The sequence below is a fragment of the Photobacterium aquimaris genome (assembly GCF_002954455.1).
GTDB lineage: Bacteria > Pseudomonadota > Gammaproteobacteria > Enterobacterales > Vibrionaceae > Photobacterium > Photobacterium aquimaris.
In genome coordinates, this window is the sequence record NZ_MSCC01000002.1 from 625,849 (window position 1) to 638,022 (window position 12,174).

The 12,174-nt window shown below is 38.8% G+C and carries 12 protein-coding genes; 5 read left to right on the forward strand and 7 right to left on the reverse strand.

Annotation, left to right across the window (positions count from 1 at the left end):
* Positions 1-82: 82 nt before the first annotated feature.
* On the reverse strand, positions 83-1,951 hold the full coding sequence (locus BTN98_RS13490; protein WP_061000888.1) for an ABC transporter ATP-binding protein: 1,869 nt from the start codon (positions 1,949-1,951) through the stop codon (positions 83-85).
* Between the two features lie 294 nt (positions 1,952-2,245).
* Here BTN98_RS13490 and BTN98_RS13495 point away from each other — a divergent pair, with 294 nt between their 5' ends.
* A complete protein-coding gene (locus tag BTN98_RS13495) occupies positions 2,246-2,872 on the forward strand; it encodes a DUF1294 domain-containing protein (RefSeq protein WP_061000890.1) in 627 nt (208 codons plus the stop codon).
* Positions 2,873-2,927: 55 nt separating this feature from the next.
* On the opposite strand, the gene BTN98_RS13500 is transcribed toward BTN98_RS13495, so the two are convergent.
* From BTN98_RS13500 to BTN98_RS13510, 3 genes are all read right to left on the reverse strand, one after another.
* The gene (locus tag BTN98_RS13500; RefSeq protein ID WP_065190233.1) at positions 2,928-4,247 is read right to left on the reverse strand and encodes a DUF1501 domain-containing protein; all 1,320 of its coding nucleotides are present in this window, start codon (positions 4,245-4,247) and stop codon (positions 2,928-2,930) included.
* Complete coding sequence (locus BTN98_RS13505) at positions 4,244-5,758, reverse strand: DUF1800 domain-containing protein (RefSeq protein WP_061000892.1); 1,515 nt, start codon at positions 5,756-5,758, stop codon at positions 4,244-4,246. Before BTN98_RS13505 ends, BTN98_RS13500 begins: the two co-directional genes overlap by 4 nt.
* A 197-nt stretch (positions 5,759-5,955) precedes the next feature.
* On the reverse strand, positions 5,956-6,288 hold the full coding sequence (locus BTN98_RS13510) for an SMR family transporter (protein WP_065167301.1): 333 nt from the start codon (positions 6,286-6,288) through the stop codon (positions 5,956-5,958).
* Between the two features lie 571 nt (positions 6,289-6,859).
* On the opposite strand from BTN98_RS13510, the gene BTN98_RS13515 reads away from it, so the two are divergent.
* The gene (locus tag BTN98_RS13515; protein ID WP_082732229.1) at positions 6,860-7,255 is read left to right on the forward strand and encodes a septal ring lytic transglycosylase RlpA family protein; all 396 of its coding nucleotides are present in this window, start codon (positions 6,860-6,862) and stop codon (positions 7,253-7,255) included.
* 59 nt (positions 7,256-7,314) lie between these two features.
* Positions 7,315-8,070, forward strand: a complete 756-nt coding sequence (locus BTN98_RS13520; protein ID WP_061000897.1) for a hypothetical protein — start codon at positions 7,315-7,317, stop codon at positions 8,068-8,070.
* A gap of 69 nt (positions 8,071-8,139) precedes the next feature.
* On the opposite strand, the gene BTN98_RS13525 is transcribed toward BTN98_RS13520, so the two are convergent.
* Entirely contained in the window at positions 8,140-8,883 is a 744-nt protein-coding gene (locus BTN98_RS13525; protein WP_061000899.1) for a DUF2076 domain-containing protein, read from the reverse strand.
* Between the two features lie 394 nt (positions 8,884-9,277).
* On the reverse strand, positions 9,278-9,997 hold the full coding sequence (locus BTN98_RS13530; RefSeq protein WP_231730740.1) for an HAD family hydrolase: 720 nt from the start codon (positions 9,995-9,997) through the stop codon (positions 9,278-9,280).
* A 233-nt stretch (positions 9,998-10,230) separates the two neighbouring features.
* Here BTN98_RS13530 and BTN98_RS13535 point away from each other — a divergent pair, with 233 nt between their 5' ends.
* Positions 10,231-10,569 (forward strand): hypothetical protein, encoded by a 339-nt coding sequence (locus BTN98_RS13535; protein ID WP_061000902.1) that lies wholly within the window; start codon positions 10,231-10,233, stop codon positions 10,567-10,569.
* Positions 10,570-10,650: 81 nt separating this feature from the next.
* On the opposite strand, the gene BTN98_RS13540 is transcribed toward BTN98_RS13535, so the two are convergent.
* Complete coding sequence (locus tag BTN98_RS13540) at positions 10,651-10,974, reverse strand: hypothetical protein (protein ID WP_061000904.1); 324 nt, start codon at positions 10,972-10,974, stop codon at positions 10,651-10,653.
* 227 nt (positions 10,975-11,201) lie between these two features.
* Here BTN98_RS13540 and BTN98_RS20670 point away from each other — a divergent pair, with 227 nt between their 5' ends.
* Positions 11,202-11,735 (forward strand): amidohydrolase family protein, encoded by a 534-nt coding sequence (locus tag BTN98_RS20670; RefSeq protein WP_231730741.1) that lies wholly within the window; start codon positions 11,202-11,204, stop codon positions 11,733-11,735.
* Positions 11,736-12,174: the final 439 nt, after the last annotated feature.

A 12,174-nucleotide genomic window follows, 5' to 3' on the forward strand; every position in this document is an offset into this window, starting at 1 on the left:
CAAAAGAAGTTGAGTATTGTCAAATATAATTCAAAAAAAGCCGCTAAATCAGCGGCTTGGTGTTAGAGGATATCAAATACAACTATATATTCTGATTCAAATCATCAACGCTGTCAGAAATATCCTGCTCGCCAATAAAGCCACCGGTCTGGTGGGCCCATAATTGTGCGTAAATACCATTTTGCTGTAATAAATCAGCATGAGAGCCTTGCTCAATGATTTGGCCTTTATCAAGAATGATTAACCGATCCATCGCAGCAATGGTAGATAAACGGTGCGCAATCGCAATTACTGTTTTACCTTGCATTAGCTCATTAAGGCTTTCTTGAATTGCGGCCTCAACCTCAGAATCTAACGCCGAGGTTGCTTCATCTAAAATTAAGATTGGCGCGTTTTTAAGTAATACTCGTGAAATAGCAATTCGTTGACGTTGACCGCCTGACAGTTTAACCCCACGTTCACCCACTTGTGCATCGTAGCCAACATTACCAAAAGAGTCGGTAAGGGTTTCGATAAACTCATGCGCTTGCGCTTGGCGAGTGGCGGCAAATAAGGTTTCATCATCAGCATCTGGTTTGCCATAGACGATATTTTCACGAATAGAGCGATGCAATAGGGAAGTATCTTGGGTCACCATGCCAATATTACTGCGCAGTGAGTTTTGAGTAACTGCGGTAATATCTTGACCATCAATACGAATTTTACCACCTTCCACATCATGAAAGCGCAGAAGTAGGTTAACTAAGGTTGATTTACCTGCGCCAGAACGCCCGACTAAACCGACTTTTTCACCGGGTTTAATATTGAGGTTAAGATGACTGATAACGCCTTTATTTTCGCCATAATGGAAGCTTACATCATCAAATTCAATCCCGCCTTGGGTTACTGCTAAAGGCTTAGCATCGGCATCATCTTCAATCGCAATTGGCTTCGATAAGGTTTTCATACCATCCACTACCGTACCGATATTTTCAAATAACGCGCCGACTTCCCACATGATCCACATCGACATGCCGTTAATACGCAACGCAAGACTAATGGCAATCGCGATCGCACCGACTTGAATTGCGCTTTGCATCCATAAATAAATAGATAATGCAGAAATGGCAAATAGCAGCGTATAGTTGGTGAGTTGAACACAGAAATTAAACCCTGTAACTAATCGCATTTGAGTATGGACGGTAGCGAGAAACCCTTGCATACCTTTTTCGGCATACTCAGTCTCACGTTGATCATGAGAAAACAATTTAACCGTTGATATATTCGTGTAGCTATCAACAATTGAGCCGGTCATGGTTGAACGTGCATCTGCTTGTTCTGCCGCAATATGTTTAAGTTTGGGTACAAAATAAAGTTGAATACCAACATAAGCCGCTAGCCAAAATAGCATTGGTAACATTAATAACCAATCAGCCTGCGCTAAAATGACTAATGATGAGGTAAAATAAACTGAGACATAAACAAATACATCGGCGGTTTTCATTACTGTTTCGCGAACAGCAAGTGATGTTTGCATCACTTTAGTCGCAATACGACCAGCAAAATCATCTTGATAAAACGACACACTTTGTTTAAGTAAATAACGGTGTGCTAGCCATCGAATCGACATTGGGTAGTTACCCAGCAACGATTGGTGCGTAATCAGGGATGAAATCAGTACCAATGTTGGCATCAATACTAAAATAACCAAGCCTAACCAAAACAGGCTAGTGCCATTTTGAGCGAGAAATGTATGGGGATCACTTTCTGTAAGCCAGTCGACCAGTTTGCCCATAAACCCAAATAAAACCACTTCGAGAATTGCGACGGTGGCACTGAGGATAGCCATAATCAGCAGTGGCTTTTCAAATCCACGGCTATAGTAACGGCAAAAAGCGATAATCCCTTGTGGTGGTTGCTCAGGATCTTGCTTAGGAAATGCCTCTGTAAAATTTTCAAAACGTTTAAACATAGTTAACCTAATTGATGAGCGGTCGCAATTAGCAAATAAAGAGCAATATAGATAAGTATAATGTCACTGTTAGCGACGATTTTTGAAAGTTAAAATGCGCCATTATGCATGGTATTGTATTCACTATTTTGACGCTACTCAACAATCGCAATATTTTTAATGACAAAAATATTAACCTGATACCAAAAAAGTAACTTATAACGCCCAAATCGGGTGGTAACAGTCATTACAATAGAATAATGGTTAATAAAAAGCCGTTAATCTGTTTTTAGTGTAAAACCACAGGTAAAAAAAATGAACGATAAAGGCACAATTGTGCAGTGGAATCATCAAAAAGGATTTGGTTTTATTCGACCTCAAGCAGGAGGAGATAATATCTTTTTTCATGTGAGTGCGTTAGCTGATCGCCAAAGTCGCCCACGAATAAATGAAAGTGTTTATTATCAACTTGGCACGAGCCAAAACGGTAAAATCGCAGCTAAATCTGTTGAGTTTGTTAAATCATATTCAGGCATGGATAAATACACCGCACCTATGAGTAAAGCACAAGGCTTCAGTGTTCTATTTTTGACATTAGTGGCAGGATGGGTGTGGTTAGCTCGCTGTCCATATTGGGTTTTAATTGGCTATATTTGTCTCAGTATTGTTACGTTTGCTGTTTATGCACATGATAAACGTGCCGCTCAAAAAGACGCATGGCGCACCAAGGAAGCAAGCTTACATTTATTAGCTGTGTTGGGTGGATGGCCCGGTGCTTTATGGGCTCAAAAAATACTGCGCCATAAATCTCAGAAACAGCCATTTAAAGCGATTTTATGGTTAACAATTATTGTCAATATCACGCTGTTTATGCTGATATTTACGCCGTTTGGCAACCATTTTATGCATAATATGACGGTTTACGTGAGTAGTCTTGTTTGATATTAAGGTGGTAAATATACACAGGAGAAGCCTTCACTTCTCCTGTGTTGGTCGCTTAAATGAAAGGGACGTATGGTGAGTTAAACTGGGTTAAATGCGGGAATAGGGTTAATATTTGTTGATCATTAAGCCCAAACCAACGGCATAAAGAAGCATTGACCTGATCTGCTGCCATACTTGGAATAATACGACCGTGGTTAAAATCATCTTCACTACCAGGAGCAAGATTTGGCCACTGTCCATAAGCTTGTCCACCTTGAACCGCACCTCCCATCACAAGTTGATGTCCACCCCAACCATGATCTGTTCCCGATTCATTGGCTTGAATACGACGCCCAAAATCAGACATGGTGATAGTTGTCACTTGTTGATGAACATTTTGCGCATGCATATCCTGATTAAAAGCTGCCATGGCTTCACTAATCTCAGTATAAAGTTCATCGTGGACAGCTTTTTGATTAACGTGAGTATCAAATCCACCCAAGCCAACAAAGAAAACTTGGCGTTGTTGACCTAGTGTTTGGCGAGCATCAATTAAGCGTGCCACCATGCTTAACTGTTTACCTAATTTGGTGTCAGGGTAAACAGCTGTTGCTGGATGAGCCGCAAGTACTTGCTTTAACGCATCATTTTCACTCACACTTTGTTGCATTACTTTAGCAAAATGGCGGCTGTAGATGTTGTCATAACCACGTTCAGTAAAGTGAGCGAAATATTGATCAAGTTTAACTTCATCTTTCCATTCGGCGTATTTCGTCACGCCTTGGTCGCTAACAACGGTTTGTCCTAGAGATTGACTGCGTAATAGGCGTTTATCACCATTGAGCCCAATAAGCGGTGATAGCTCACTACGTAAATTGAGCATATCCATCATTCTACCAGCCCAACCGAGTGGGTTATTGTGGCCGTTAGAACCTGTTTGCCATAGGGTCTGTTGCATGTTGTGCGCCATCAAAAATTGCGGTAAAGCAACTTGGTTGGTCGCAATGGCTGATGCTGTTGTAGGGGCGAGTAATTGGCCACTGTTGATCAGTGCTGTAGCTTCACCATTGTTAAATAACTCGGCCAACGCAGACATTTTATGATGTATGCCAAGCGCTATATGGTTATCTGTCGCTATGGGTAACGGAATAATTTCGGTTTCAGTTAAGCATAATTTTGGTCGTGCAGCGTGATAATCGGCATACGCATCAATACTGGTTGGCACGATCATATTATAAGCATCATTACCACCGTGTAAGAAAATTACCACCAGTGCTTTATGACCATCTACTGTGTTTTTTTGTGGCAACGCAAGTGATGGGGTTGATAATGTAGCGGCTGATAATGCTGCCGTTGATTGTAAAAAACGGCGGCGAGATAATGTAATTGTCATGCTACGAACTCCTGACAAAAGAACTCTGGTGAAGTAAAGGCGGTATAAAGTGCTGATTCAACACGGCGAACTTGTTGATTGATTGCAATATGATTATCTAACAGGTCAAATAATTGCGCGCGTAGAGAATCAGAAAGAAGCCCTGCAAACACACGGGTGTTAATCATTTCTATTAAGGCATTGCTATCATGCTGAACGGCAATAAAAGGTTGAATTGCATAAAACCATTGCTGCGGTTTTGTCGATTGGTGACAATTTAGTACAGCACACAAGCGGTTATGAATATTAAGCATTTGATAGCTGCTTAATAGGCTAAATTCCGGAGCAGTTAATCCATTGGCAGCAATTTCACCTTGCGGCGCAAAGTCTGGCAGATAGAAGTTAAATACCGTTTCTGCTTGTAATGGACTTTGACCAAAGTAGCGAATATTACTTTTTACTTCCCAATAATCCCCTAATGATGTCACACCTAGCGCACGAGCCTGGTTAGCAGCCATGAGAATTGGTTCTTTTAATAAACCCAGCTGACTTTGACGACTTGCTTGACCATTAATAACAGCGCTATCAGTTAATATTGCCCATAACACCGCTTTGAAATCACCTCGAACACCGTTGCCGTTATCAATAAAGGCTTGTGCGACACGGTAAAGATAGGCTTGGGTTGGATTACTGGTAACAAAACGCTTAATTAATAAATTAGCGATAAAAAAGGGTGTATTTTGGTGATTAAAAAGCAGATCTAATGCTTGATCAAGATCTTGCTCAGTATTTTGACCTGCAGCAAAATGCTGGCCTAAAATGAATTTTTGCTCGGTGTCATGATTACGTTCACGTGGTGTCATTGGGTGTTCATTATGACCACTTTGCCAACCGGTAAGTGCGCGTGCTAATTCTTGAACATCATTTTGGGTGTATGAAGGAATTGGATCGCCATTATGATCAGTTAATGGCTGACCATTTTCATCCAATTGCCATAAACCTATGGTGAATAGTTGCATTAATTCACGGGCATAGTTCTCATCAGGGAAAGTATTGTTTTTAGGATTCGCTTTGGTACTGCGGCGTAGGGTTAAATAGCGTCCCATTGCAGCATTTGTTGTTACCGCTTTTAGCAAATCTCTAAAATTGCCAAAACTATGTTCAACCAACAAATCATAATATGCCGCAAGCTCTTCATGGCGATTACCGACACCAACACTTGAAACCACTAAAATTTGACTTAAAGCATAAGCCATACGCTGGCGTAGTTGATCATTAGCTGTTAACGCATATTGCCACCATACGCCAAGACGTAAATTAGTCGTAGGTTCAGTTTTACCCGATAGCTGTACTGCAAGGCGCAGTTGTGGCAAATGATAAGAAGGTAATTCGTTGTACTGATTTTCAAACCATTGATTAACATCGAGCTCAATCAGAGGGTTAAGAACATCAATTTGAGGGCCAAATGTTGCGCGGTATAACAGTGCCGCTGTTTGGGTTTGATGCGTAAATTTTAATAATGGCTGTGGCATAAAATATCCTTATTTACGATGCTCACTGCATCGATATTTCAATAGTTTTATTTTATACTTGACATTAAAAAAGTTTATTAATTAAGTGTATCAAAGTATTACTTGAAAAGCTGAGCGGCAATATGTAGCGGTAACGAATAAGGAAGAAGTCTTTTATTCTTCATTCCTTATTTGATGTTGCAAAGATTCACTAGAAGCTAGTGTGAAACGGTTTTTGATAGCAGGTTAACAACTAATACGCCTGCGATAATTAATCCAATACCTACAATTGCAGGTAAGTCTAACCGCTGTCCGTAGGCAAAATAGCTGATGGTCGCAACCAGAACAATCCCAGCACCACTCCAAATAGCATAAACAATTCCCACTGGCATTGTTTTTACTGTAACGGATAATAAAAAGAAGGCGACAGCGTAACCGACAATAACAATGGTGCTTGGTACTAATTTAGTGAACTGCTCTGCTTTGGGAATAAAAGAGGTTGCAATCACTTCAAAAATAATGGCGATAGCGAGTGCGATTTGGGGTGGCATTGAGATTAATAGCTTAAACATATTGGATTTCTGCGGGAGTTGAAAACGCGCATTCTAAAGATCTTTTAATTAAGCGACTAGCGTAAATTTAAGTAATTAATTATTACATCATCTCAATAATGCATCATTTTGCACCGCATTTTGCTATCTATATTGCAATATAATTGTTTGTGGTTAGCCGCGAAAAGAACAGTAAAGTGACATTTAGATAACTATAACGCTAATGAGCGACAATAATATACATCGATTAAATGTTGGTATGTAACTTGCTATTCTTATAGTGTCATTATTTATTTTTACATTGGAAGTAGAGATAAAAATGGGTGTATACAGTATGTTTTATTATTTCCTTTTGTAACCGACATTACCTTTAATGTCGGTTTTTTTCTTTTAAAAACAGTTAAATATGATCTTGTTCGATTTTTGATTACATTTAGTGATAGACTTTAACAAGTAATTAATGGTTTTGCTTGATTTATAAGTGATTGATTGAATAAGTGTGATGAGCTGGAGAGGTGATATGAATTGGTCTGTTATACGTTATTTAGGTGGGAGTGTCTTGGCCCTTATTATGATGTCAGGATGCACAAATTCCGATCAATATAATAAGACACCAACCGTTGAAACTAAGCGTCCAGTATTAATCATCAAACCAGTTGAACATAAAAAAGCCAATAAAGTCATTTATGGTAAAGCGTCTTTTTACGCCAATATGTTTCAAGGACGTAAAACAGCTAACGGCCAAATTTTTGATCAAGGTAAATTAACTGCAGCTCACCTTACCTTACCTTTTGGTACAAGAGTGAAAGTGACTAATGTCAGTAATAATAAAAGTGTGGTTGTTACTGTTAATGATCGAGGCCCTTATATTCGAGGACGTATGATTGATTTATCTCGTTCTGCTTTTAAGGCAATTGGGAACACACGCTCAGGCGTATTAAATGTAAAAATGGAAATTTTAAAGTAAAAAGAAGGAAGGCGACGTTGTAATTGTCAGTATTGCTACGTTGATAAAGGAGTTAGGATATGATTTTGGAAACATTAAGCCAGTCGCTATCGACGGTTTTACATAATAAAAAAAGGTTATTAAAAGCCTTACTGATTCCTTTTTTAGTAACGTATTTTTTACGTTCAATGAAAGTCTCAGTAGCTGGCAATGAACTCTATAGTGAAATATTGGTGTTTATTTTTAATATAGCGATTTTTCTGACCTCTTCGATTATTTGTTTACGCACCCAACAAATATTAGATAAACATGATACAGATGACACCGTCGACGCGCCGTGGCAGGGGATTAAATTTGATGCTCAACAACGTCGTTATAGTGGCTATTTGTTAGTGTTATTTGTTTTATTACAGGCTATTTGGCTGTTAATTGAGGCTGATTATCAAATTGCATCAAATGGTTTTGTTTATAGTGTGATGTTGGCATTAGGTGTTGTTGGCTGGATTGTATTTTCACGCTTATCTTTCGTTCTTCCTGCTATTGCTGCTGGTAAAGAGGCCTCGTTTAAAGATGCACTGGCAATAACAAAAGATAAAAAGTTATATGCATTTGTGATTGCAGGTTTATTACCTGTTGCTTTTTATATACTGTTTATTGGATTGCCAATCTTCTTATTGTTCGCTAATCCTAATTTAGCAATGGGACTCAAATTTATTTATATCTTTATTTGGGGCGTTATCGTAATCGCTATTCCGTTTATTATTGCGGCTATTGAAGCAACGGCTTATCGCGCTTTAATCGATAAATCAAATGCCACTAAAATTTCTAATTCTTAACCTTGATGAGTGTTGTGATATAAAAAAGAGCGCAAATGCGCTCTTTTTTATTTGTCGGTTATTACAATCTTAGAAGTCGTCGTCGTCGCCACCGAAATCGCCGCCAAAGCCGCCATCAGTATCGCCAAAACCACTGTTGTTAGCGAATGTATCATCGCCACCAAACCCATTTTCGTCACCGCCAAAGCCTGAATCACCAAAACCGCCGCTGTTATCGCCAAAGCCAGCGTCACCAAAGCCGCCAGTATAATCAGAAGCAAAGCTATTTGAGTCATCATTATTTAAGAAGCTTGAATCATCAGCTTGTGGATCTGTGGTTGGATCTGCTTGTGCAGTATCGGTTGCTGTTGTATCTGCTGCAGGATCCGCTGTTGGTGCAGGATCTGCTGCCGCTGTTTCTGCTGGTTTATCATCAAATAACATATTGCTGATTACACTACCAGCAACCATACCTGCAGCCACACCAGCCGCTGTTTGCATGAAACCGCCAAAAGCACTTGGCTGTCGAACTGGTGGCTGTGGCGGTTGTGGAGGCGCTTGACGAGAACCACCAAACATACGGCTCATAGTGCCACGGTTTGATTCTTGTTTGTAATACTCAGCGTTCTTCTCTAAGTAGTCGTTTTTTTCTTTTAATTGTTTAAGTGCCATTTCTTGCACAAGAACGGCTTGTGTTAGTTTGTAGATAGCATCTGGCTGTGCGCCAATTTCAGTGTTGATAAATTGTTCTGCTTCAGCATCTTTTTTGCTTTCAGGGCTTTTTTGAAGCTTAGCAGCAACGCTTTGAATCAGTTCTTTTTCTTGTGGAGTCATGATAATTACCTTCTCAATACCCTGTCATTGGTAGGGTGTACCGTTGCTTGGCTGATGAGATGCTTTGACTATCAGCCTTGCTAAATAAGATTACTTACAAACTACATTATTCTCATAAAGATATTGAATGGGTGATGAATACACCTTTGTAATTTGTAAATCGAAATATAATGCGCGAATACTGTATTACGTTCGTTGTACTACATCTATAGTTGGCTACAAGATAATTCATTTAGTTTGTTACTATCTGTAAATGGGTACTGAAAAATGTATTATCAAGCATAGTTCAAGGATTTATTTATCGTTTGTTAACATGCTCTCATTTTGAGAGCTTGTTATAGTGAATCGAGAGGACTAATGAGAGGGATCTTTTGCGATGACAGACATTGAATGATTAGCGTAGAATATTGTTTTCATGACGCCAATCCATGATCGTCCATTCATTCATTTGGGCATGCATCGCCAATGTTGGATCAGGGTTAACGGCAAAAGGTTTATTAACAACGTTAAGTAGAGGTAAATCATTGGCAGAGTCACTGTAGCCATAACTGCCTTTATAAGTATGGTTTTGTTGTTGTAGCCATATTTTCAACCGTTCAACTTTACCTTCTTTAAAACTCAGTATACCGGTTGTCGTTCCGGTATAAACACCATGATTTTGCTCTAAATTAATCGCAATCACATTATTGATACCAAGGGCCGTTGCTATTGGTTTTACTAAATGTTCGCTGGTTGCGGAAATAATGAGAATATGATCACCACGTTTACGGTGCCACGCTATACGCTCAAGTGCTTGTTGGTAGATTGCTGGTGTAATGATGTTTGCAATAAACTCATCAACTAAGGGTTTTATTTGTTGCTGGCTTTTGCCTTTGAGTGGGGCAAGGGTTGTCGTCATGTAACTGTCCATATCAAGTGTGCCTTTGCTATAGGCTGTCATCATGGCTTGTTCTTGGGCTAATAATGAAGCAGGGGCTAACCCCTTAGCAACAATAAAATTATTCCACAGGCTGGCTGAATCAGCAGCGATAAGCGTTTCATCTAAGTCAAAGATAGCAAGATAAGTAGGCATGGTTGATTTGATAGCTGTTATTACTTGGGTCGTTAATGGCACGTGTCATTCCTTCAGTTATTGATCATAGCTTTTATTATTTGGTGCAATGGGTTTTAGAGTAGGAAATAGAGATGACAGTTTTATGACCTTGCTGTGTCTTTTTTACGACATGGAATAATAGCGAAATAAGCGATAATGCTAAGTTGTTGCAATATAAAAATGATCTTATGTTCATTCAGTGATAGCGGGTGTAGTGTAAATCACAAGATATTAACATGTAGATAGGAACGAAGATGGCAAATACAACGATTATAATAACAACAAACTGCATTAATCATATTAATCTAGCATCGGAACTAATCAAGCAACAGGTTGTTGTTACTGATATTGAACAAATCCAATTTCAATTGGCCGATAACTCGTTGGTACTATTTAAAAAAGATGCAGCATTACAGCACTATTTGAATACATTATTAGGAATGAACTTGAAACGTGTATTCCGTAGTAATGATCATCAACTTAACCAGTTAACTGAAAACTCAATCAATATTGATGGCACATTATTATTATTGAAAGACGATGGAGATTGGGTACGTCTGCATTGTAATAATGGAATACTAGCAAAATTATAAGATTATGCGCGGGCGTTACAGCCAATCTGGTTTCAGAATATTGAGGATGAATGGGACAGATTGGCTATAAAGAGACATAGGTTAGCTGATAGATTCGCACACACGTTGATTATTGGTGTAGTAATAACGGTGATGGCTATCTGGGGTATTATCAGCAAAAGATTTATCGATAACATAAGGCGTGCCTTTAGCGAATAACCAAATAAATTGTTCAATCGCTTCGTCAAATTGTGCCTCAGTCGCATGTTTGGTTGGACGAGAGAATTCAAAACGGGTTAGTGTTGTTGTATCAACATCTATACTACGTTTATAACCGCTAAATCCCAGTTGTTTGAGATTAGGCTGTGGCATACCACCTGGTACCATATGAGAAGGTACTGTCAGGACTGCTTGAGTAAGATTCATCGTATATTCTTCCTTATAATATCCATTCATCTATGATAATAACTGTAACTGAGTTTATCGTTTCGCTCTAGCTTTTAATGTAAATAACGATTGTTAATAGAATAAAGAATATCATTTAGTTTGTACTATTGAAAAAATATCGAACAATAAATTAAAACAAAAATATTCGTATTTACCTTTTGTTGTTATATGTTTGATAGACAATAGATTTAAGGATAAATCATGCCATGAGAATGACTAAAATTGCATCTTCTTTATTATTCCTTGCTTCAGCAGCTTCAAGCTCTGCTTTTGCAACATCATCCAATACACCGCTAAAAACTATTTTCTATGGTGGTCCTATTATTACCATGGAAAAGGATCATCCTAAGGCTGAGGCGGTTGTAACCAGCCAATATGGCAAGATTGTGTATGTGGGCTCAGAGCAAGAAGCTTTAAAGCAATACCCGGACTCTCAAAAAATAGATTTGGATGACAAGGTATTGATGCCAGGGTTTATTGAGCAGCATTTACCCCCATTTCTTGCGGCTTTAACCTTAAATATGCCCGTTATTACATCTGAAGAGTGGCAATTACCTACAAAAACGTGGCCAGCAGTAACAAATCATGATGATTATATTGCGGCGTTAACAGCACAAGAAAAATCATTAACAGATCCCAACGAAACGTTATGGACATGGGGCTTTAATAACTATTTCCATGGTGAATTGTCACGTCAACAATTAGATAAGATCTCAACCACGCGTCCAATTGGTGTATGACATCGTTCTGCCCATGAGTTTTATGTTAATTCAGCTTTTATTAAAAAATATAATTTAAACCTAGCTGATGTAAATAAACAGGGTAAAGAAGTTGCTGCTCAAGTTAATTTAGATAAAGGTCATTTTTTAGAAGGTGGGGCTTTAATTTATTTATTACCACGTATTGCACCGGATCTTGGAAATAAACAGCGTTTTACTGCGGGACTAAAGCAGATGGTGACGATGTTACACCAAAAAGGGGTAACAGCGTATAACGAGCCGGGTGCATTTATTCCAGCTTATATGATCGATACTTATATCGAAGTGTTAGGCAGTGAATCAACACCTATGTATTCGTTTTTCAGTCCTGAAAGTAAAACTTCTTATTTTTCAAAGGGAAAAGGGGGGTGTTTTAAAGGAGGTTGAAAGAATAACCACCACTTTACCTGAAACGGGTAAT

What these genes read in the sequence shown, in the direction of transcription:
- BTN98_RS13490 (WP_061000888.1), bottom strand. Translation starts at nt 1,951, where the DNA reads ATGTTTAAACGTTTTGAAAATTTTACAGAGGCATTTCCTAAGCAAGAT.
- BTN98_RS13495 (WP_061000890.1), top strand. Translation starts at nt 2,246, where the DNA reads ATGAACGATAAAGGCACAATTGTGCAGTGGAATCATCAAAAAGGATTT.
- BTN98_RS13500 (WP_065190233.1), bottom strand. Translation starts at nt 4,247, where the DNA reads ATGACAATTACATTATCTCGCCGCCGTTTTTTACAATCAACGGCAGCA.
- BTN98_RS13505 (WP_061000892.1), bottom strand. Translation starts at nt 5,758, where the DNA reads ATGCCACAGCCATTATTAAAATTTACGCATCAAACCCAAACAGCGGCA.
- BTN98_RS13510 (WP_065167301.1), bottom strand. Translation starts at nt 6,288, where the DNA reads ATGCCACCCCAAATCGCACTCGCTATCGCCATTATTTTTGAAGTGATT.
- BTN98_RS13515 (WP_082732229.1), top strand. Translation starts at nt 6,860, where the DNA reads ATGATGTCAGGATGCACAAATTCCGATCAATATAATAAGACACCAACC.
- BTN98_RS13520 (WP_061000897.1), top strand. Translation starts at nt 7,315, where the DNA reads ATGATTTTGGAAACATTAAGCCAGTCGCTATCGACGGTTTTACATAAT.
- BTN98_RS13525 (WP_061000899.1), bottom strand. Translation starts at nt 8,883, where the DNA reads ATGACTCCACAAGAAAAAGAACTGATTCAAAGCGTTGCTGCTAAGCTT.
- BTN98_RS13535 (WP_061000902.1), top strand. Translation starts at nt 10,231, where the DNA reads ATGGCAAATACAACGATTATAATAACAACAAACTGCATTAATCATATT.
- BTN98_RS13540 (WP_061000904.1), bottom strand. Translation starts at nt 10,974, where the DNA reads ATGAATCTTACTCAAGCAGTCCTGACAGTACCTTCTCATATGGTACCA.
- BTN98_RS20670 (WP_231730741.1), top strand. Translation starts at nt 11,202, where the DNA reads ATGAGAATGACTAAAATTGCATCTTCTTTATTATTCCTTGCTTCAGCA.